This window comes from Streptomyces melanosporofaciens (genome assembly GCF_900105695.1).
Classification (GTDB): Bacteria; Actinomycetota; Actinomycetes; order Streptomycetales; family Streptomycetaceae; genus Streptomyces; species Streptomyces antimycoticus.
The window spans coordinates 4,896,204-4,918,147 of record NZ_FNST01000002.1 but is presented as its reverse complement, the minus strand read 5'-3'; the positions used below and the strand labels follow the sequence as shown (position 1 = coordinate 4,918,147).

The 21,944-nt window shown below is 69.3% G+C and carries 16 protein-coding genes; 12 read left to right on the top strand and 4 right to left on the bottom strand.

Translation table 11 applies throughout. The features are described from left to right. The first annotated feature begins 255 nt into the window (after window positions 1–255). Window positions 256–1,887, top strand: coding sequence for a M4 family metallopeptidase (locus BLV72_RS24175; RefSeq protein ID WP_167746611.1), 1,632 nt, complete (start codon window positions 256–258; stop codon window positions 1,885–1,887). Between the two features lie 147 nt (window positions 1,888–2,034). Beyond that, the gene (locus tag BLV72_RS24170; protein ID WP_093464798.1) at window positions 2,035–3,726 is read left to right on the top strand and encodes a M4 family metallopeptidase; all 1,692 of its coding nucleotides are present in this window, start codon (window positions 2,035–2,037) and stop codon (window positions 3,724–3,726) included. 67 nt (window positions 3,727–3,793) lie between these two features. On the opposite strand, the gene BLV72_RS24165 is transcribed toward BLV72_RS24170, so the two are convergent. Both BLV72_RS24165 and BLV72_RS24160 read right to left on the bottom strand, forming a co-directional pair. After that, window positions 3,794–5,347 (bottom strand): phosphate ABC transporter substrate-binding protein, encoded by a 1,554-nt coding sequence (locus tag BLV72_RS24165; protein ID WP_093464796.1) that lies wholly within the window; start codon window positions 5,345–5,347, stop codon window positions 3,794–3,796. 197 nt (window positions 5,348–5,544) lie between these two features. Beyond that, the gene (locus BLV72_RS24160) at window positions 5,545–5,757 is read right to left on the bottom strand and encodes a hypothetical protein (RefSeq protein WP_093464795.1); all 213 of its coding nucleotides are present in this window, start codon (window positions 5,755–5,757) and stop codon (window positions 5,545–5,547) included. 176 nt (window positions 5,758–5,933) lie between these two features. Here BLV72_RS24160 and BLV72_RS24155 point away from each other — a divergent pair, with 176 nt between their 5' ends. The 4 genes from BLV72_RS24155 (at window position 5,934) to BLV72_RS24130 (ending at window position 9,321) form a co-directional block, all read left to right on the top strand. Beyond that, window positions 5,934–6,452 (top strand): hypothetical protein, encoded by a 519-nt coding sequence (locus BLV72_RS24155; protein WP_093464793.1) that lies wholly within the window; start codon window positions 5,934–5,936, stop codon window positions 6,450–6,452. 1,284 nt (window positions 6,453–7,736) lie between these two features. Further along, a complete protein-coding gene (locus BLV72_RS24140) occupies window positions 7,737–7,940 on the top strand; it encodes a hypothetical protein (RefSeq protein WP_093464789.1) in 204 nt (67 codons plus the stop codon). A gap of 5 nt (window positions 7,941–7,945) precedes the next feature. After that, the gene (locus BLV72_RS24135; protein WP_093464787.1) at window positions 7,946–8,482 is read left to right on the top strand and encodes a DUF6879 family protein; all 537 of its coding nucleotides are present in this window, start codon (window positions 7,946–7,948) and stop codon (window positions 8,480–8,482) included. Continuing rightward, window positions 8,479–9,321, top strand: a complete 843-nt coding sequence (locus tag BLV72_RS24130) for a helix-turn-helix domain-containing protein (protein ID WP_093464786.1) — start codon at window positions 8,479–8,481, stop codon at window positions 9,319–9,321. Before BLV72_RS24135 ends, BLV72_RS24130 begins: the two co-directional genes overlap by 4 nt. Before the next feature lie 82 nt (window positions 9,322–9,403). Here BLV72_RS24130 and BLV72_RS48040 read toward each other — a convergent pair whose 3' ends face one another. Continuing rightward, a complete protein-coding gene (locus BLV72_RS48040; RefSeq protein WP_167746394.1) occupies window positions 9,404–9,559 on the bottom strand; it encodes a hypothetical protein in 156 nt (51 codons plus the stop codon). A 265-nt stretch (window positions 9,560–9,824) separates the two neighbouring features. Beyond that, window positions 9,825–12,503 carry an alpha-glucan family phosphorylase gene (gene glgP / locus BLV72_RS24125; protein WP_093464784.1) on the bottom strand — a complete coding sequence of 893 codons (2,679 nt, stop codon included), beginning with the start codon at window positions 12,501–12,503 and terminating at the stop codon, window positions 9,825–9,827. A gap of 231 nt (window positions 12,504–12,734) precedes the next feature. Here glgP and BLV72_RS24120 point away from each other — a divergent pair, with 231 nt between their 5' ends. The 6 genes from BLV72_RS24120 to treS all read left to right on the top strand — a co-directional run bounded on the left by BLV72_RS24120 (window position 12,735) and on the right by treS (window position 21,688). Then, a complete protein-coding gene (locus BLV72_RS24120; RefSeq protein ID WP_244320941.1) occupies window positions 12,735–14,579 on the top strand; it encodes a rhamnogalacturonan lyase in 1,845 nt (614 codons plus the stop codon). Between the two features lie 56 nt (window positions 14,580–14,635). Beyond that, window positions 14,636–15,430 (top strand): pectate lyase, encoded by a 795-nt coding sequence (locus tag BLV72_RS24115; RefSeq protein WP_093464781.1) that lies wholly within the window; start codon window positions 14,636–14,638, stop codon window positions 15,428–15,430. Window positions 15,431–15,516: 86 nt separating this feature from the next. After that, complete coding sequence (locus BLV72_RS24110) at window positions 15,517–16,380, top strand: helix-turn-helix domain-containing protein (RefSeq protein WP_093464780.1); 864 nt, start codon at window positions 15,517–15,519, stop codon at window positions 16,378–16,380. Window positions 16,381–16,448: 68 nt separating this feature from the next. Then, complete coding sequence (locus BLV72_RS24105; RefSeq protein ID WP_093464778.1) at window positions 16,449–17,681, top strand: S8 family peptidase; 1,233 nt, start codon at window positions 16,449–16,451, stop codon at window positions 17,679–17,681. 279 nt (window positions 17,682–17,960) lie between these two features. Further along, window positions 17,961–19,955 (top strand): alpha-1,4-glucan--maltose-1-phosphate maltosyltransferase, encoded by a 1,995-nt coding sequence (locus BLV72_RS24100; protein ID WP_093464776.1) that lies wholly within the window; start codon window positions 17,961–17,963, stop codon window positions 19,953–19,955. Further along, the gene (gene treS, locus BLV72_RS24095; RefSeq protein ID WP_059148552.1) at window positions 19,952–21,688 is read left to right on the top strand and encodes a maltose alpha-D-glucosyltransferase; all 1,737 of its coding nucleotides are present in this window, start codon (window positions 19,952–19,954) and stop codon (window positions 21,686–21,688) included. The genes BLV72_RS24100 and treS overlap by 4 nt, the downstream gene beginning before the upstream one ends. Window positions 21,689–21,944 lie beyond the last annotated feature (256 nt).

Here is a 21,944-nt window from a genome sequence, read left to right as displayed (position 1 = left end):
GACTCCCCCTGGCGGCGCCTCTTTTAGTTTCAAACACTGAAGTCGAGCTGTCCGGATTCCGAAGGTTGATCAGCATTCAACGAACATTTTCCCTTCGACCTGTCGTGAAACCCGTGACATGTCCCGGACTTGTGTGACAGTCTGCCCAACGCATTACGCATCAGTACCTCTTGTTCAGCACCGGGCCGCACTTCCCCGCAGCCCGGCGCTGACCCCCCACAGCAACGAGGAGATCGCGTGCGCAAGACCTTCAGCATGCCCATATCCGGTGCCGGCAAGCGGCGTTCGGTGATCGCGGCCGGTACCGTGGTCGCCGCGGCGGCCCTGCTCGCCTCGGGAATGACCACCGGCACCGCGGGTGCCGCACCGGCCAAGTCCGGTGGCCAGCCCACGGCGCTCACCGCCTCGGCCCGCGCCGAGCTGCTCCGCGAGGCCAACGCGACCAAGGCGGACACCGCCTCGTCGCTCGGCCTCGGCGCCAAGGAGAAGCTGGTCGTCAAGGACGTCATCAAGGACGCCGACGGCACCACCCACACCCGCTACGACCGCACCTACGACGGTCTGCCCGTCCTCGGCGGCGACCTGATCGTCCACCAGGCCAAGGGCGGTGACGTCAAGAGCGTCACCAAGGCCACCAAGGCCACCGTCAAGGTCGCCTCGACCGCGGCCGGGATCGCCCCGAGCACCGCGGCCAAGGCCGCCGTCAAGCTGGCCAAGGCCGACGACACCACCCAGGCGGCGGCCGACCAGGCTCCGCGCAAGGTGATCTGGGCCGCCACCGGCAAGCCCGTGCTGGCCTACGAGACCGTCGTCGGCGGGGTGCAGAAGGACGGCACCCCGAACCAGCTGCACGTCATCACCGACGCCGCCACCGGCAAGAAGCTCTACGAGTACCAGGGCATCGAGACCGGCAAGGGCGAGAGCGAGTACAGCGGCTCGGTCGAGCTCGGCACCAGCAAGGAAGGCAGCGGTTACACCCTGACCGACGCCGACCGCGGCGGCCACAAGACCACCAACCTGGAGAACGGCGAGGAGGGCGAGGGCAAGGCGTTCACCGACGACGACGACAACTGGGGCACCGGCAAGCCGGACGACCCCCAGACCGCCGCCGTCGACGCCCACTACGGCGCCGCCGCCACCTGGGACTACTACAAGAACGTGCACGGCCGCGACGGCATCGCCGGCGACGGCAAGGGCGCCTACTCCCGCGTGCACTACGGCGACAACTACGTCAACGCCTTCTGGGACGACAGCTGCTTCTGCATGACCTACGGCGACGGCGAGGGCAACAAGGCGCCGCTGACCGCGCTCGACGTGGCGGGTCACGAGATGAGCCACGGCGTCACCTCCAAGACCGCGGGCCTGGAGTACAGCGGCGAGTCGGGCGGCCTCAACGAGGCCACCTCCGACATCTTCGGCACCTCGGTGGAGTTCAACGTCAAGAACTCCACCGACGTCGGTGACTACCTCATCGGCGAGGCGATCGACATCAACGGCGACGGCACCCCGCTGCGCTACATGGACAAGCCCAGCAAGGACGGGCAGTCCGCGGACGAGTGGTCCGACGGCGTGGGCGACACGGATGTGCACTACTCCTCCGGTGTCGCCAACCACTTCTTCTACCTGCTGTCCGAGGGCAGCGGCGCGAAGGAGATCAACGGTGTGAAGTACGACAGCCCCACCTCCGACGGCTCCAAGGTCGAGGGCATCGGGCGGGACAAGGCCGAGAAGATCTGGTACAAGGCCCTGACCACGTACATGACCTCCAACACCGACTACCACGCCGCCCGTGAGGCCACGCTGAAGGCCGCCACGGACCTCTTCGGTGCCGACAGCGCCGAGTACAAGGGCGTGGACGCCGCCTGGGCCGGGGTCAACGTCAAGTAGGACCAACCCAGTTCGTCGCACGACACTTTGCCGGTGCCCGGGGCCTCAGGCCCCGGGCACCGGTATGTTTTTATCCACGGCAAAGCGGCATCTTTGTCGCGTTGGGTGGAACCTTCGCCCAACTCCCCATCACAACTGGAGATACGCGTGGATTCACGTTCGACGTCAGCGATATCCGGCATATCACGTCTCAGACGCTCGCGCACCGCCCTCGCCGCCGGAGCGGCGACCCTGGCCGCCTCCCTGCTCGCCGCCGGCGCCACCGCCGGTTCCGCGAACGCGGCCGCCCCCTCGGCCTCTTCGGCGTCCTCCGCCTCCCGGGCCGACGCCTCCGCCGTCTCGCTCTCCCCCTCCGTCCGCGCCGAGCTGCTGCGCGAGGCGGGGGCGACCGCGGTCTCCACCGCGAAGTCGCTGGGGCTCGGGGCCAAGGAGAAGCTGGTCGTCAAGGACGTCATCAAGGACGCCGACGGCACCACCCACACCCGCTACGAGCGCACCTACGCCGGATTGCCCGTCCTCGGCGGCGATCTGATCGCCCATGAGTCCGCGAGCGGAGCCTCCCAGGGTGTCGACAAGGCGACCGACGCCGATATCGAGGTCGCCGACACCAGCGCCGCCGTCGCCCCCTCCGGCGCCCAGCGGTCCGCCCTGAGCGCCGCGCAGGCCGCGGGCGACAAGGAGACCGGTGCCAAGGCCGCACCGCGCAAGGTGATCTGGGCCGCCACCGGCAAGCCCACACTCGCCTACGAGACGGTCGTCAGCGGGGTCCAGAAGGACGGTACGCCCAGTAAGCTGCACGTCATCACCGACGCCGACACCGGCAAGAAGCTGTATGAGTTCCAGGCCGTCGAGAACGGCACCGGCACCGGTCAGCACAACGGCAAGGTCACCGTCGGCAGCGTCCGCAGCGGCAGCCAGTGGATGCTGAAGGACGCCCCGCGCGGTGGCCACCAGACGTACAACCTCAAGCACGCGTGGGAAGACACCAAGAAGGGGTCGGCGTTCTACGACGCCGACAACGTCTGGGGCAACGGCAAGCCCACCATCGCGCAGACCGCCGCCGTGGACGTCCACTACGGCGCGGCCATGACCTGGGACTACTACAAGTACGTCCTCGGCCGGAACGGCATCAAGGGCAACGGCAAGGCCGCGTACTCCCGCGTCCACTACGGCGACGCGTACGAGAACGCCTTCTGGGACGACGACTGCTTCTGCATGACCTACGGCGACGGCGCGGGCAACAAGAAGCCCCTCACCGCGCTCGACGTCGCGGGCCACGAGATGAGCCACGGGCTCACCTCGGCCACCGCCAACCTGGAGTACAGCGGCGAGTCCGGCGGGCTCAACGAGGCCACCTCCGACATCTTCGGCACCGCCGTGGAGTTCTACGCCAAGAACGCCAAGGACCCCGGTGACTACCTCATCGGCGAGAAGATCGACATCAACGGCGACGGCACGCCGCTGCGCTACATGGACAAGCCCAGCAAGGACGGCCTGTCCTACGACTACTGGAAGAGCGGTGTGGGCAACGACGACCCGCACTTCACCTCCGGTATCGCCAACCACTTCTTCTACCTGCTGGCCGAGGGCAGCGGCCGTAAGGTCATCGGCGGGGTGACCTACAACAGCCCGACCAAGGACGGCCGCACCGTCAAGGGCATCGGCCGGGCCAAGGCCGAGAAGATCTGGTACAAGGCCCTGTCCTCGTACATGACCTCGACCACCAACTACGCCAAGGCGCGCACCGCGACCCTCAAGGCCGCGAAGGCCCTGTACGGCGCGAGCAGCGCCGAGTACAAGGCGGTCGACAACGCCTGGGGCGGCGTCAACGTGAAGTAAGCCCCTCCGGTCGGCCGGGCGGGGGCTCCATGCCCGCCCGGCCGACCGGTGACCCCGCCTGCGCCCCCTACCGCCCGCCGACCGCCAGCTGACACGCCCGCTGGTTCTCCGCGGCGGAGCAGGGCAGATGACCGTGCTTCTCGACGAGGTTGCGCCCGGTGTCGCCCGCCAGATAGTCGAGGAATTTCGAGGTCAGGGAGTTCGGGGGCGGCGCGGTGTAGGTGTAGGCGTACTCCGGCTCCCAGAAGGAGTACGTCCGCTCCCGCACCGCGTCGATGGAGGGCTTGCGTCCCTCCAGGGCCACCAGATGGAGGGCCCCCTTGCGGGCGCTCTCCTCGGCGGAATGCAGCTCGGCGTATCCGATCGCGCCGGGTGTGCTCGCCACCGTCTTCAACACCTCGCCCGTGCTGTCGAGTTCACAGCGGATGACATGGTCCCTGGCGAATTTCGGGATCCGGCAGTTGTCGGACGTCCGGGAGATCTCATTGCCGCCCAGCACCCGGTTCTCGAACACCCCGCGCGTTCCGGATTTCGCGTCCCGGCTCACCAGCCGCACCGGCAGATCGGGGCCGCCGTGCAGCTGATTCCAGTTGGTGATCCGGCCGGAGTAGAGCCCGCGGAGATCCTCGAGGGAGAGATCCGTTACCCGGACGTCCTTGTTCACCACCACGCCGAAGACGGACAGCGCCACCAGATGCTCCTTGAGCCGGGAGTTCCCGTCTCCGTCCGGGCCGTCGGAGAAGGCCAGATACGCCGGGAATCCGTCCTTCGCCGCCTCCCCGGCATCGATCAGCGTTTTCGTACCGCGTCCACTGCCCTGCGCCTCCACGGTGACCTGGGCGCCGCGGCAGTCGCTCTGATATGCCGCGCCCACATCCTGGGTGACCGGCTTGAACGCGGTCGAACCGACGATCGTCAGATTCCCCTCCGCACATCCGCGCGGCAGCGGATCGTCCCGCAACAGCTGTGTGCCGAAGGGCTGGAGGATCAGCAGCGCCAGCAGGCTGCCGATCAGCCCGAGCACCCGGTTGCTGGGCCGCCGGAACTTCTCGTTGTTCCGGATCCTGCCTTCCTTGATCCGCCCGCCCACATGCGGCGGCTTGTCGGTCCCGGCACCCGTCAGCAGCACCAGCAGCTTGAAGTGATCCCCCTTGTTCAGCGGCACCCTGGGCAGCGAGATCTCATTGCCCTCACAGACCAGCCCGGGGTTCTCAGGGGTCCCGTGCTGCGGAAGGTGGCGCAGCAGATCCGGATGGCTGGGCTCGGTGACCGCCACATCCCGCACGATCCGATTGGGAAAGGTCGCGGTGAGCCCGCGGTGGTTCGTCGCGGGTGCGGTGATGTAGTCGTCGGCGTCAAGGCTGCGGAATCCGTCGTTCTCGATCCGCAGCAGGACGAGTGAGGCCCCGGCCAGATCCGGGGTGTTCTCCAGCATCCGCAGCCGCTGATGAACCGGCCCGTCCTGAGTACTGTCGTCTATCAACGTGTCCATCTGCACGCGATAGCCGATACGCTTCCGCCCGGGAATCAGCCGCTCGTACGAGAGCCCCCCGAGCGTGACGATCACGCCGAGAAGCGCCAGCAGATTCTCGGGCGCCGTCAGCTGTTCCAGCCACTTCACGATTTCCCCCCGTGCATGCCATGGCTTCAGGGGGGCGAATGTACGCTCCAAGAACGCTTATGGGGCCGATGTGGCCCACCTCTCATGCAATGTTCGTCCCGCGTTCAACGACCCTTGCCGCGGGGGCCCGAACGGCCCGACGGCACCGCGCGGCAAGCTCGTCCCCCAGCCGCACGGCACCGCTGCCTGACGCGACGTCAGAGATCGTCCGGCAGGCGGAGGATGGGATCGAAGGGACGCTTCTGGAAACCGGTCCGTAGATTGCGGCAGTTCGGCGCCTTGCACATGAAGACGTCCTCGACGCTCTTCCGGCGCGTCTGGTTCTTCACCCAAGCCTTCTCGCTGGCAGTGAGACGCCGGTGCAGCTCATCAGTTCCACAGGTGTAGCAGTACATCTTCTGGTCTCGCACAACACCTCCTGAAACGGGCGGACAGCCAATCCGCGAGCCTATAAGACACGTTGGGCGACGGACAGCACCGAACAGGACAACTCGGACCGGGGAGGGGTCCCGAGGCAGGCGCGAGACCATCCCGGCTGGTGGCCGAGGCGTCCCGGCCCCATGACCCACGGCGGAAGCGGGATGACATGCACGACGAGAGCACCTATCGCCAACGCCGAACCGCCTGGTGGGCGAGCGGCATCGGCGCGGCCGCGCTGGTCGCCGTGGCCGCCCTCGGCGGTTGCTCGTCGTCGCCTCCCGGGCTGGTCGAGAGTGCCGACAAGAAGTGCGACACCATCACCGACCGTTTCACCGGGGACCTGGCCTACGGCAAGACGCTCGGCTCGGATGACCTGACGAAGATCCGCAAGCGGAACACTCTGATCAGGGACCTGCGGAAGGAAATCAAAGAGCTGCCCCAACCCGATTCCACGGCCGACCGGACCGCGCTGAACACCTGGCTGGGCAAGCTGGACGCGTACGCGAAAGAGCTGTACACGATGCACAGCACAATTCCGAACCTCAAACCCGGCGTGGAACTGCTGCTCGCCATGACCGCCAACATCGTGAAGGACAGCGCGGAGGAGGCCGGGGCGGCAGCCAAGAAGGCCGGTTTGCACAGCTGTGCCCACGTCAAGCGGTGGGAGTACCTGGTACCGGACTGATCCCTTCAGCATTGCCAACGGGGCAGGGAATCTCGGGGCGCAGACGGTGCGGACTGCACGCGATCAGGCACACGGACAGGAACCTCTGTCCCGTGAGATACCAGCCGCCGACCACGTCCTCACCGCTCGCCACTCGTTCGCCGGCGCGGGCAACCGCCTCTGAGAGCCGGATGGCGTCCCGTTCACGCTCCGACGCGAACGCCGCTGCGGAAGCGCGCACTTGCTGACCGGACCACGAGGCTGCCTGCTGTGCATCGCTCCAAGTCCCCTGGACGAAGGAGGCCGGTTTGAGCAGCCAGTGGGCACATTCCAAGGGAACGACTTTGCTGGATCTGAACTCCGGGTGCAAGGGACGCCGGGGACCGTCCCTGAGCAATTCATGTGCGGACCCCAGCCAGATGTAACCGTGGTGATGCATGCGCTCGCTCTCTCGGTGAGAGCAGCCCCCACAAGGGGTGAGGGCCGCTCGCCTACATCACGCGGCTACTGCCGACCGCAGCCGTCCCCGTCACCACATCCGCCTTGCTGGCCACCCTCGGTCGGCCCGTCGTCCTCCGGGTCCTGTCGGACGGCGGCCTTGAATCCGCGTAAGCGCATGGAGATGATTCCCTTCGGTGCTGTCGACGCGGGGACTCTCCTCGCGCCGTCGTGCACATGCACCCGTTCCGCGCTGGGCTCGACCTGCCAGGGCTCCGGTCCAGCCGGGACGGGGGTCTTCAGTAAGGCCTCACCTCACGGCGGCCTTCTTGGTCTGTTCCTCCAGGGCGGCACGCATGAGGATTTCCGCGAGCCGGTTCGCACTGTCGAGCGGAATACGGCCGAGGGCGACCGTGGGGTGACCCGAGACCGTCACCTCGCCCCGCAGGACCGGCCAAAAAGGGCGTCGCCCTTTTCACCGTGGGGCATGGCCACGTCCGGGGTGAAGCCGAGACGGCCCAGAGCCCTCCGGAGCAGTTCAGCGACGGCTCTCGCGTCCTCCCCGGCCGCTCGGTGACGCTCGGAACGCATGGCGTCGATGGCCTCTTCGGTGATTCTCATGGCTGCCAACTTCTCCGCACGAGTGGGTGACGGAGACGCTATGGAGCGCACTCATGGCTGCTCAACGCGATTGCTCGAAGTTGCTCGACGATCTCGCGCGAGCCGGAGATTGGCTTCCTCTCAAGGGAGCGCAGAGCAACACGCACGGGTGAATGATCGTCGCAATCCCGCGCAATCACCTGTCCCTTCGACGTTATCCACGACATTCTGATGACCTGATCGACCACCCAAGGGAGGGGAAACGCTATGGCGTTAAGGTTCCTCGGCACGACGTCCGAGCACGGCAACTGCCCAACGCTCTACGAAATCGAAGAAACCGGCGATCTTATCGTCCAGGGAGATCTGCTCACCGACCCCAAACACCTTGCCCAGCTCCGAGACGTCAAGGAGTCAGAGGCATTCGTCGTCATCCCACGCGAGTTGCTGACTCGTTACGCACCCAAGGAGTAGAAAACGTGCCCGACCTCGTTCCCTTCGAAGATGTCTCCCACTTCTTCGAGGACTTCAAGCACACTGCATGGCGGCTGGAAACACAGCGGGGTTACGCCTCCGACCTCGCCAGCCCCAACTGGCCGCGCTTCCAGTGCGGGGAGACCCTCGGCTACAACCCGGACAGCCCCTGGCACGTCAACGTCCGCGAACAGACCATGCAGGGCAAGCGCTTCGAGCGAGTGCGGCTGGTGGACCAGCCCCCCACAGAGGGGCAACGGTTCCTGCTCGCGTCCGGGCTCGGCAACGTCGAGGCCGGAGAGGACATCCGGAACCTCTACCGGTCGGACGCGCAGCGTATCGGCTTGCCGGACTACGACTTCTGGCTGTTCGATTCCCGCTCCGTCATCAAGTTCGTCATCGACAGCGAGGGAACGACCCTGGGCGTGCACGTCCTGGAGGACGCCGAATCAGTGGTCCGCGCGTGTCAGATCCGTGACGCCGCATGGCACCACGCCGTGCCCACGAGGGAGTTTGAAGCACAGGTACCGTCGTCCGTGTGAGCACTGACTTCCAGGCCGGCCGTATCGCCCTCGGTGCGCGGCTACGTGAGCTGCGCACCGAGGCCGGTCTCAATGGCAAGGAGCTGGCGGCCCGACTCGGCTGGCAACGTTCGAAGGTCTCAAGGCTGGAGAACGGCAGACAGACCGCTACCGTCATAGACCTCGAAGCATGGGCCGATGCGGTTGGCGCTCGGACTCAAGCCGGGGACCTGAAGGCGCGCCTCCGCGGCCTCGAATCACAGCAGCGATCGTGGCGGCGCCAGCTCGCCTCTGGCCATCGCGGCGTACAAGAGAAATACGTCGTCGAGTACCGCCGAACGTCGACCGTTCAGGGCTATGAGGCCACCGTCATCCCGGGCTTGTTCCAGATTCCGGAGTACGCACGGTGCCTGCTGCTACAGAACGCCGAGCTGATGCGGACGCCTCGGGACACCGAGGAGGCGGTACGTGCACGCGTCAAGCGTCAGGAGGTTCTCTACGAGCCGGGCAAGCACTTTGACATCCTCATCTGGGAGGGCGTATTGCACGCCCTGATCTGCCCCCACGACGTGATGGCGGCACAGCTTGACCGGCTCGTCGGCCTCATCGGAATGAGCAGCGTCTCATTCGGCATCGTCCCTCTCGGTGCACCTCTCAAACTCACGCCCAAGCACGGTTTCTGGATCTTCGACGACGAGCGCGTGATCGTCGAGACGATCAACACCGAGCTCCATCTTGAGTCGGCAGACGATGTCGCCCTGTACAAGCGCGTCTGGGAACGGCTGAGCGAGACCGCCGCCTACGGAGCCCAAGCGCACCGTCTCATCGCACGTGCGAGGGCCTGTCTGACTCGCCCGTAGATCCCCATCCGCACCGAGTCATCAGGAACGGAGAGCGCGGGGGGGCAAGGTCCATGGCCTCGCTCGGCCCCGATGTGGCCGTCTAGCCATCCTGGCCTCCGCGCCATGTGGCCCGGACCCGGCGCCACGCCTCGATGACGGCGGGGACTTTGGACAGGAGCTCGGCTGCCATGGTGAGTATCAGCCCGGCCAGGCCGAATGCGGCCAGCACGAGCAGGGTGACGGTGTCCCAGTCCACCAGTTCTCACACCCCTCAGTCGGGTGGTCGAACCGATGGCCCGGCAGGCTCAGCCCGACCACCTCGTACGGTGGTCAGCTGAGGTCCTGCCGACGTCCAAGATCTCAATACGTGCAGACGGAGAGCGTCGCTCTCCGGGACCGTCGGCAATTCCGGCCGCCACGCGGGCGGCGGCCGGCTCTTTTCGTGCACCCCGAGACGTCGGACATGGGGCGACACTTTCCCCCGTGCCGGACGGTCCACGGTCAGTTTAGCCGCCGAAGGCTCAGCGCATCAGGACTCCCGCCGCCTCGGTCACGGAGTCGCAAGGCAGTGCGGTGAGGCCCAACTCGGGGGTGGAGGCCAGGAGGTGGTGGGTGGGGAGGATGCGGACCGTGTAGCCGAAGGGGCCGGTACGGTCCAGGGCGAGGGGGCCTTCGTAGAGGCGGCGGCCCTCGGCGTCGGGGCCTGTGGTGGGTTTGAGGGGGACGTGGGTGGCGTCGGTGATGTGGTCGGTGTCGTCCACGCGGCCCGCCACCGCCTGGACCTCCACGTCCGCCGGGGCCAGTCCGGCCAGGCGCACCCGGACCCGCAGGGAGAGTGTCGAGCCGAGTTCGGCGGCGCCGGCGGAGGCGGGTGGGGTGAGGTGGGCCTCGACGTGGTCGACGGCGACGCCCGGCCAGGCGTCGCGGATGCGGGACTTCCAGGTGGCCAGTTCGGCGGCCGCCACCGGGTCCAGCGCGCGGTGGGAGCGGGCGGCCGGGGCGTAGAGCCGCTCGACGTATTCGCGCACCATGCGGCCGGCGAGGACCTTGGGGCCGAGGGTGGTGAGGGTGCGGCGGACCATGTCGATCCAGCGGCCGGGGAGGCCATCCGGGCCGCGATCGTAGAAGCGCGGGGCGATCCGCCGTTCCAGCAGGTCGTAGAGGGCGGTGGCCTCCAGGTCGTCGCGGCGGGTCTCGTCGATGGCGTCGCCGTCGGCGGTGGGGATGGCCCAGCCGAAGTCCGGGTCGTACCACTCGTCCCACCAGCCGTCGAGGACGGAGAGGTTGAGACAGCCGTTCAGGGCGGCCTTCATGCCGCTGGTGCCGCATGCCTCCAGCGGGCGCAGCGGGTTGTTGAGCCAGACGTCGCAGCCGGGGTAGAGCTGCTGGGCCATGCCCATGCCGTAGTCGGGCAGGAAGACCAGGCGGTGGCGGACCCGGGGGTCGTCGGCGAAGCGGACGAGTTCCTGGACCAGGCGCTTGCCGCTGTCGTCGGCCGGATGGGCCTTGCCCGCGACGACGATCTGGATCGGCCGCTCGGGGTGGAGCAGCAGCTCCATCAGCCGCTCCGGGTCGCGCAGCATCAGGGTGAGCCGCTTGTAGGAGGGGACGCGGCGGGCGAAGCCGACGGTGAGGACGTCGGGGTCGAGCACCCCGTCGATCCAGCCGAGCTCGGCGGTGCCCGCGCCGCGCTGCCGCCAGGAGTCGTACAGCCGCTGCCGGGCCTCGGCGACCAGCCGCTTGCGCAGGGTGCGGCGCAGCTCCCACAGCTCGGCGTCGGGCAGATGGCCGAACTGGCGGGCGCCGAGCCGGGTGACCTCGGGGGCCGTCCAGGTGGGTGCGTGCACCCCGTTGGTGATGGAGGTGATGGGCACCTCCTCGGGGTCGAACCCGGGCCAGAGCCCGGCGAACATCTCCCGGCTGACGCGGCCGTGCAGCGTGGACACCCCGTTGGCGCGCTGGGCCAGGCGCAGCCCCATCACCGCCATGTTGAAGAGGTTGGGCTCACCGCCGGGGTAGGTCTCCATGCCGAGCGCGAGGACCCGCTCGACCTCGATCCCCGGCAGCTCGGCATCGTCGCCGAAGTGGCGGGCGACCAGCTCGCGGTCGAAGCGGTCGATGCCGGCGGGGACGGGGGTGTGGGTGGTGAAGACGGTCCCGGCCCGCACCGCCTCATGGGCGGTGCCGAAGTCGGCCCCGTCGGCGATCAGTTCGCGGATGCGCTCCAGGCCCTGGAATCCGGCGTGGCCCTCGTTGGTGTGGAACACCTCGGGGTCGGGGTGGCCGGTGAGCCTGCAGTACGCGCGCACGGCGCGGACGCCGCCGATGCCCAGCAGCATCTCCTGCAGCAGCCGGTGCTCACTGCCGCCGCCGTAGAGCCGGTCGGTGACATCGCGCTCACCGTGGCCGTTCTCCTCCACGTCGGAGTCGAGCAGCAGCAGCGGCACCCTGCCCACCTGAACGTGCCAGACGCGGGCGTGGAGCGGACGGCCGCCGGGCAGGGTGAGCGGGATCCGCACGGGCCGGCCGTCCGCCCCGCTCAGCGGGGTGAGCGGCAGTTCGTTGGGGTCCAGGACCGGATAGTGCTCCTGCTGCCAGCCCTCGCGGGAGAGCGACTGCCGGAAGTAGCCGTGACGGTAGAGCAGTCCGACGCCCATCAGGGGCACGCCGAGGTCGCTGGCGGCCTTGAGGTGGTCACCGGCGAGGATGCCCAGGCCGCCGGAGTACTGGGGCAGGGCGGCGGTGATCCCGAACTCCGGCGAGAAGTAGGCGATCGCGGCGGGCAGTCCGGAGGGTGCGGATGCGCCTGGGGGTACGGACGGTACGGATGCGCCTGGGGGCGCGGACCCATCGGAAGGCACGCTCTCGCCGGGTCCCGGCCCCGCGCGGTCCTCCGCGGCGGTCCGCCCCTGGTACCAGCGCGGGCCGGTCAGATAGTCGTGCAGATCGTCCGCGGCCGCCGTAAGACGCCGCAGAAAGGAGCGGTCCTCGGCGAGGTCCGCCAACCGGGAGACGGGCACGGTGCCCAGCAGCCGTACCGGGTCCCCGCCCGACTCCCGCCATCCCTCGGGGTCCACGGACTCGAAGAGCTCGCGGGTCTCGGGATGCCAGGACCAGCGCAGATTGCGCGCCAGCCGGTGGAGCGGTCGCAGGGGCTCCGGAAGCACCGGGCGCACGCTGAATCGACGAATGGCCTTCACCCTTCGACGGTAGCGGCCGACGAGTCCCTGTTTCGGCTGTTTCGCCCCGCTCCCGAGAAGTCGGCCCGAAGGCGGCAACCTTTCCGGCCAAGGGGGCGACTAGGGGGCACACCTTCCCCCCATGCCTTGGAGGACCACGTGCGCTCTCGGGACAGTTCGCACACTCCACCCCCCGCCCATCCGCCCGGATCCGCCCCACCGACGAGCCGGAAGGGGCTGACCCGCGGCCGGATGGTGGCCGCCGCCTGCGTGGCGGGTGCGCTGACCGTCACCACCCTGACGGGCGTCTCGGGGGCCGCCGAGACCGCGGGAGCCCCGAAAGCCGGGGCCGGAACCAAGGCGGCGGCCCAGCTGGAGAAGCTGGACCGGGGGCTGGTGAGCGTGCACACCGGCAATGACAACCTGGTGAGCTGGCGCTGGCTGGCCACCGATCCGGATGACGTGACGTTCAACCTCTACCGGGGCGCCGTCAAGGTCAACTCCTCCCCCGTCACCACCACCAACTACCTCCACAAGGACGCCCCCAACAGCGCGGACTACACCGTGCGGGCCATCGTGGGCGGGGTCGAGCAGCCCGCCTCGCCGAGCGCGATGCAGTTCCGCCCGGGGTACTACGACGTGCCGATCTCACCGCCGACGGGCGGTTCCGGCTACACCTACGAGGCCAATGACGCCTCGGTCGGCGACCTCGACGGCGACGGCGATCTGGACTTCGTCCTCAAATGGCAGCCGACCAACGCCAAGGACAACTCGCAGTCGGGCGTCACCGGCAACACCGTCGTGGACGGCTACACCCTGCAGGGGCAGCGGCTGTGGCGGATCGACCTGGGCCGCAACATCCGCTCGGGCGCGCACTACACCCAGTTCCAGGTGTACGACTACGACGGCGACGGCCAGGCCGAGGTCGCGATGAAGACCGCGGACGGCACGGTCGACGGCGCGGGGAAGACCATCGGCAGCGCCTCGGCCGACTACCGCAATTCCGGCGGCTATGTGCTCAGCGGGCCCGAATATCTGACGATTTTCAACGGGCGCACGGGCGCCGCGATGAGCACGGTGGACTACGTCCCGCCGCGCGGCACCGTCTCCTCGTGGGGCGATGACTACGGCAACCGCGTGGACCGCTTCCTGGCCGGGACGGCGTATCTCAACGGCTCCACCCCCTCGCTGATCGAAGCGCGCGGCTATTACACCCGCACGGTGATCTCCGCCTGGAGGTTCAGCGGAGGGCAGCTCACCCGTCAGTGGACGTTCGACACCAACAGCTCCACCAACACCGGCAAGGGCTACGACGGCCAGGGCAACCACGCGCTGGCGACCGGGGACGTGGACGGCGACGGCAGGGACGAGATCGTCTACGGCTCGATGGCCGTGGACGACAACGGCTCGGCGCTGTGGACCAACAGACACGGCCACGGCGACGCCGCCCACCTCGGCGACCTCGACCCCGCGCGGCCGGGCCTGGAGTACTTCAAGGTGGACGAGGACTCCTCGAAGCCGGGCTCGTACTTCGCCGACGCCCGCACCGGCCAGGTGCTGTGGTCCACCGCGTCGGGCGGCGACAACGGGCGCGGCGCGGCCGACGACATCTGGGCGGGCAACGACGGCGCCGAGATGTGGTCCGCGCGGGACGACCAGATCCGCGACGAGGGCGGCGGCGCCAAGGGCCGCAAACCGTCCTCGATCAACTTCCTGGCCTGGTGGGACGGCGATCCGGTGCGCGAGCTGCTGGACGGCACGCATATCGACAAGTACGGCACCGGCAGTGACACCCGGCTGCTCACCGGCGCCGGGGTGCACTCCAACAACGGCACCAAGGCCACCCCGTCGCTGTCCGGCGACATCCTCGGCGACTGGCGCGAGGAGGTGGTCTGGCCGACCGGCGACAACAAGGCGTTGCGGATCTACTCCACGCCGTACGAGACCGACCGGAAGATCACCACGCTGCTGCACGACCGGCAGTACCGCGAGGCGCTGGCCTGGCAGAACACCGCCTACAACCAGCCCCCGCACCCCAGCTTCTTCCTCGGCAACAAGATGGCGACCCCGCCGCGGCCGGCCATCACCACCCCCTGAACCCCCTGAGCCCCCTGAACCCCTTTCCCCCGCACACCCCGACAAGGAGATCCGACATGGCTGAACAACGCACCAGGCACCGCGCGATAGCCGGCGTCCTCGGCGCCGTCACCCTCACCGCGGGCGCGATCACCACCGGGCTGACCCTGCCCACGGCCTCCGCCGCCACCTGGCCCACCCCCAGCGGCACCCCGCAGGCGGTCTCCAAGACCATCAGCGTCAGCGGGACCACCGACGGCGGTATGAAGCGCTACTACGGCTCCGGCGACCTCGGCGGCGACGGCCAGGAGGAGGACCAGGGCCCGCTCTTCGAGCTGAAGGACGGCGCCACCCTGAAGAACGTCATCATCGGCGCCCCGGCCGCCGACGGCGTCCACTGCGAGGGGAGCTGCACCCTGCAGAACGTCTGGTGGGAGGACGTCGGCGAGGACGCCGCCACCTTCCGCGGCACCGGCAAGACGTTCAACGTGATCGGTGGCGGCGCCCGCAAGGCCGCGGACAAGATCTTCCAGTTCAACGGCGGCGGCACGCTCACCATCTCGAACTTCGCCGGCCAGGACTTCTCCACCTTCGTCCGGTCCTGCGGCAACTGCTCCTCGCAGTACAAGCGCACCATCAATGTGAGCAACTCCGAGATCACCGCCCCGGGCAAGGTCATCGGCGGGATCAACACCAACTACGGCGACTCGCTGACCCTGCGCGGCATCACCATCGTCGGGGACAGCAGCAAGAAGATCGTCCCGTGCCAGAAGTACATCGGGAACAACACGGGCGACGAGCCGAGCAAGAACGGCAGCGGCCCCGACGGCACCTACTGCAAGTACAGCTCCTCCGACATCACCTACCGGTGATCGCCGCCTGGCCACGAACCGCCGCGCGCCGTGCCTGACCCTCACAGGGACAGGCACGGCGCGTGCCCATGCCGGACACTGGGGGCATGGACGCACCTGCCGAGCTGGGAAGTTTTCTGCGCACCCGCCGCGCCGGGCTGCGCCCCGAGGACGTCGGCCTGGTCGCGTACGGGACCCGGCGCCGCGTCCCGGGGCTGCGCCGCGAGGAGCTGGCGCAGCTGGCCGGGGTGAGCGTGGCGTACTACACCCGGCTGGAGCAGGGCCAGTCCACCGGCGCCTCGGACGGGGTGCTGGACGCCGTCGCCCGCGCGCTGCGGCTGAGCCCGGACGAGCGGGCGCACTTGAGCAATCTGGCCCGTCCGCCGCGCGCCGCGCGCCGTTCCGCGCCACGCGCCGGCTCCGCGCGCCCGGCGACCCGGCGGCTGATCGCCGCGATGGACGGGGTACCGGCCGTGGTCCTCGACCGCCGCTTCGACGTGCTGGCGTGGAACCCGCTGGGGCACGCCCTGATCGCCGGGCATCTGCCCGCAGGCGCGCCCGAGCGGCCCGCCGCCCGGCCCAACACCCAGCGGATGCTCTTCCTCGATCCGCACACCCGTGAGCTGTATCCGGACTGGCAGGGCGAGGCGCGGCGGGCGGTCTCCTCGCTGCGGGTGGCGGCGGGCGCGCACCCCGACGACCTGCGGCTCGCCGAGCTGATCGGCGAACTGTCCATGAAGAGCGCGGAGTTCGCGGCGTTGTGGTCGCGCCATCCGGTGCGCCGGTGCGCGTTCGGCACCAAGTCCTTCCACCACCCCCTGGTGGGGCCGCTGGAGCTGGACTTCGAGATGACCCGGCTGCCGGACTCGGGGGGCCAGGGACTGCTGATGTACGGGGCGGAGCCGGGTTCGCCGTCGGAGGCGGCGCTGCGGCTGCTGGCGCGGGAGGCCGTCACGTTTTACGCCCCCTGATGCGCCCTTGTCGGGATCTTTCCTCTCACGCGAGGCTTGCGCCGTCGAGTTGGGGAGGGGATCGCTCCATGGCATGCGCATCTGCGGGCCGTCGGCGCAGGGTGGGGGCGTCGGCCGCCGTCGTCGCGGTGGTCCTGGTGGCCCTGTCGCCCACCCAGACCGTTCCCGCCCAGGGGGTCCAGGCCACGGGCGGGGCCGGGACCCACGGCTATATCGTCGCCCTGAAGCGGGGCGCGGGAGCGCCCGCGGCGGCGTCCGGGGCGGGCCGGGCGCTGGTCGAGCGGTACGGGGCGCGGGTGCGCCGGGTCTACGGCTCGGCGCTCAACGGCTATGCGGTACGGGCGAACGCGGCGCAGGCCGGGCGGCTGGCGGCCGATCGGCGCATCGCCTCGGTGACCCGGGACGAGCGGGTGTCCCTGCGCTGGACCCGGTTGCGGCTGCCGGCCCCGCCCCGCCGCCAGGCGCGGCCGCCGTGGGGCCTGGACCGGATCGACCAGCCGGACCGGCCGCTGGACGGGGCGTACACCGCGCCCGGCGGCGGCGGGCGCGGCACCACGATCTATGTCATCGACTCCGGGGTCCGCGCCTCCCATAAGGACTTCGCCGGTCGGGCCCGCTCCGGCTGGGACTTCGTGGACGACGATTCGGTGGCCGAGGACGGCAACGGGCATGGCACCCATGTGGCCGCCACGGCGGCGGGCACCCGTTATGGCGTGGCGAAGAAGGCCGCGATCGTGGCCGTCCGGGTGCTGGACGACCGGGGCGAGGGCACCATCGCCCAGGTGCTGGCCGGTATGGACTGGGTGCTGCGACACGCCAGGCGGCCCGCGGTGGTCAATCTGAGCCTGGGCTCGGCGGCGGCCACCCCGCTGCCCGAATGGGACGCGGCGGTGCGGACGGGGATCGCCGCCGGTCTGGTCTTCACCGTGGCGGCGGGCAATCAGGACCGGCCCGCCGCCGCCTTCTCCCCGGGCCGGGTGGCGGGGGCGCTCACGGTGGGCTCGACCGACCGCGCCGACCGGCGCTCGGGCTTCTCCAACTGGGGCCCCGGAGTTGACCTGTTCGCGCCCGGCGACCGGATCGTCTCGGCGTCGAACGCGAGCGATACGGCGACCAGGACGCTGTCGGGCACCTCGATGGCCGCCCCGCATGTCGCGGGCGCCGCCGCGCTGTATCTGGCCGGCCACCGCTTGGCCACTCCGGCCCAGGTCGGCGCGGCGCTGATAGCCGGGGCGAGCAGGGGCCGGGTACGCGGCGCGGGGGCGGGCTCACCGAACCGTCTGCTGTGGGTGGCCAACTGACGTAGCAACAGAACGCGTCGGGTGGACGGCCCCGCCTACGGGCGGGGTCGATTCACGCACCCGGCGTTACGGACCGGTAGTTCACGGGAACCCGGATTGTCTCCCCGTTCCACAGGGGAAGGCTTTCCCCGCGCGCCCCCCATGGCCGACCTCATCCGCCCACCAGAGTGAACGCGGACAGGAGCTGTCATGCCCGCAACCCATCGCCCGGCGGCAAAACCGATACAAAGGACAAAAGCCGCCCTAGCGTCTCCATCCGCAACGCCGTCAGGTGATCCTATGATCGGTCGCATTCCCATTCTGGATATCCGCCCGCTGATCGACTGCGGCCGCCGCCCCGCCAAGGCGGTGGTGGACGAGACCTTCGAGGTCAGCGCCACCGTGTTCCGGGAGGGCCATGACGCGGTCAACGCCAATGTGGTCCTCCGCGATCCGTCCGGGCGCTCGGGCCCCTGGACCCCGATGCGCGAACTCGCCCCCGGCACCGACCGCTGGGGCGCCGAGGTCACCCCCGGCGCGCCCGGCCGCTGGACGTACACGGTCGAGGCATGGAGCGATCCGATCGCCACCTGGCGCCACCACGCCCGGATCAAGATCCCGGCCGGGATCGACACCGATCTGGTCCTGGAGGAGGGGGCCCGGCTGCATGAGCGGGCCGCCACCGGAGTGCCCAAGAACGACGGCCGGGAGGCGGTCCTGGCGGCCGTCGACGGGCTGCGCGACGAGCGCCGCCCGGTGGCCGACCGGCTCGCCGCGGCGCTCGCGCCCGATGTGACCGCGGCCCTCGACCGCCACCCGCTGCGGGAGTTGGTCACCTCCTCGCGCCCGATGCCGCTGCAGGTGGACCGGGAGCGTGCGCTGTTCGGCTCCTGGTACGAGCTCTTCCCGCGCTCGGAGGGGGCCAGGGTGGCCGAGGGGCGGCGGCCGGTCAGCGGCACCCTGCGCACCGCCGCCGAACGGCTGCCCGCCCTGGCCGCCGCGGGCTTCGACGTCGTCTATCTGCCGCCGATCCACCCCATCGGCACCGCCTTCCGCAAGGGCCCCAACAACACGCTCTCCGCCGGCCCCTTCGACGTGGGCTCCCCGTGGGCCATCGGCTCGGCCGACGGCGGCCATGACGCGATCCACCCGGACCTCGGCACCCTGGAGGACTTCGACCATTTCGTGGCCCGCGCCCGGGAGCTGCGCATGGAGGTCGCGCTGGACTTCGCGCTCCAGTGCTCCCCGGACCACCCCTGGGTCACCGAGCACCCCGAGTGGTTCCACCAGCGCGCCGACGGCACCGTCGCGTACGCCGAGAACCCGCCCAAGAAGTACCAGGACATCTATCCGATCGCCTTCGACCGGGACTTCCACGGCCTGGTCCGGGAGACCGAGCGGGTGCTGCGCTTCTGGATGGAGCACGGGGTGCGGATCTTCCGGGTGGACAATCCGCACACCAAGCCGGTGGTCTTCTGGGAGAAGGTGCTCGGCGACATCCACCGCACCCACCCCGATGTCCTCTTCCTCGCCGAGGCGTTCACCCGCCCGGCGATGATGAACACCCTCGGCGCGGTCGGCTTCCACCAGTCGTACACCTACTTCACCTGGCGGAACACCAAACAGGAGCTCACCGACTACCTCACCGAGCTGGCCGGGGACGCGGCCGCCTGGATGCGGCCCAACTTCTTCGTCAACACCCCCGACATCCTCCACGCCCACCTCCAGGAGGGCGGCCGCCCCGCGTTCGAGGCGCGGGCCGTGCTCGCCGCCACCCTCTCCCCCACCTGGGGCGTCTACGCGGGCTACGAACTGTGCGAGAACACCCCGGTGCGCGCGGGCAGCGAGGAGTACCTGGACTCGGAGAAGTACCAGCTACGGCCGCGCGACTGGGCGGCGGCCGAGCGCGAGGGCAGAACGATCACCCCGCTGCTCACCCGGCTGAACCGGCTGCGCCGCCGCCATCCCGCCCTGCGGCGGCTGCGCAACCTCAGATTTCACCACGCCGACAACGATTCCGTCATCGTCTACTCCAAGCGCGCGGGCGACTCGTGTGTGGTCACGGTCGTCAACCTGGACCCTCACCACACCCAGGAGGCGACGGTCTCGTTGAACATGCCGGAACTCGGCCTCGAGTGGCATGAGTCCGTCCCGGTGCGCGACGAGCTCACCGGCGAGACCTATCACTGGGGCAGGGACAACTATGTGCGCCTGGAGCCGGGGCGTGAGGTGGCTCCGGCACATGTGCTGTCCCTGCGACCGTCCTCACCGATCGGAGGGTCACCCACAACATGATCGTCAATGAGCCCGTACCGGACACATTCGAGGACACGCCCGCGAAGGACCGTGATCCCGACTGGTTCAAGCGCGCCGTCTTCTACGAGGTCCTGGTCCGCTCCTTCCAGGACAGCAACGGGGACGGCGTCGGCGACCTCAAGGGCCTGACGGCCAAGCTGGACTACCTGCAGTGGCTGGGCGTGGACTGCTTGTGGCTGCCGCCGTTCTTCGCCTCACCGCTGCGCGACGGCGGCTATGACGTCTCGGACTACACCGCCGTGCTGCCGGAGTTCGGGGACCTCGCGGACTTCGTGGAGTTCGTCGACGCCGCGCATCAGCGCGGGATGCGCGTGATCATCGACTTTGTCATGAACCACACGAGCGACCAGCATCCGTGGTTCCAGGAGTCCCGCAGCGACCCGGACGGACCGTACGGCGAGTACTACGTATGGGCCGACGACGACAAGCAGTACCAGGACGCGCGGATCATCTTCGTCGACACCGAGGCGTCCAACTGGACCTTTGATCCGGTACGCAAGCAGTACTACTGGCACCGCTTCTTCTCGCACCAGCCGGACCTCAACTTCGAGAACCCGGCCGTCCAGGAGGAAGTACTGGCCGCCCTGCGCTTCTGGCTGGACCTGGGCATCGACGGATTCCGGCTCGACGCCGTCCCGTATCTGTATGCCGAGGAGGGCACCAACTGCGAGAACCTCCCCCGCACCCATGAGCTGCTCAAGCGCGTCCGGGCCGAGATCGACGCCCACTACCCCGACACCGTGCTGCTGGCCGAGGCCAATCAGTGGCCGGAGGACGTCGTCGACTACTTCGGCGACTTCACGGCGGGCGGCGACGAATGCCATATGGCCTTCCACTTCCCGGTGATGCCGCGCATCTTCATGGCGGTGCGGCGCGAGTCCCGCTATCCGGTCTCGGAGATCCTCGCCAAGACCCCGGCCATCCCCTCCGGCTGCCAGTGGGGCATCTTCCTGCGCAACCACGACGAGCTGACGCTGGAGATGGTCACCGACGAAGAGCGCGACTACATGTACGCGGAGTACGCCAAGGACCCCAGAATGCGGGCCAACATCGGCATTCGCAGGCGACTGGCCCCCCTGCTGGACAACGACCGCAACCAGATCGAGCTGTTCACCGCGCTGCTGCTGTCCCTGCCCGGCTCCCCGATCCTCTACTACGGCGACGAGATCGGCATGGGCGACAACATCTGGCTCGGCGACCGCGACGCCGTGCGCACCCCCATGCAGTGGACCCCCGACCGCAACGCGGGCTTCTCCTCCTGCGATCCGGGACGGCTGTTCCTGCCGACCATCATGGACCCGGTCTACGGCTATCAGGTCACCAATGTCGAGGCGGCCATGAGCAGCCCGTCCTCGCTGCTGCACTGGACCCGCCGGATGATCGAGATCCGGAAGCAGAACCCCGCCTTCGGGCTCGGCTCCTTCACCGAGCTGCCGTCCTCCAACCCGGCGGTCCTCGCCTTCCTGCGCGAGGCCCCCTCCACCCGGGACGGCGAGGACGACCTGGTGCTGTGCGTGAACAACTTCTCGCGCTTCGCCCAGCCCACCGAGCTGGATCTGCAGTCCTTCGCCGGCCGCCATCCGGTCGAGCTGATCGGCGGGGTCCGCTTCCCGGCCATCGGGGAGCTGCCGTATCTGCTGACCATGGCCGGCCACGGCTTCTACTGGTTCCGGCTGCGGCGCAACGAGGCGATGGGGCACTGGACCGACTGAGGCGCCCCGAAGGGGCGCGGGGCACCGGGGCTCCGCCCCTGTGCCCCGGGGTCTGGGGCGGAAGCCCCGCCTTCCAGCCCCTCCGGCGTTTGAGGAGCGGGGTCTGGGGCGGAGCCCCAGTTGTGGGAAGGGGCGGGGAGGGGACAGCCCGCCGCAGGCGCCAAGACCGCCGTGTGGTTTCGGCCGGGCACGGCATCCGCTCCTCCGTACACGTCCATCTCGGGCGCGTACGGGCGTTTTCGACCCCCCGTCATGG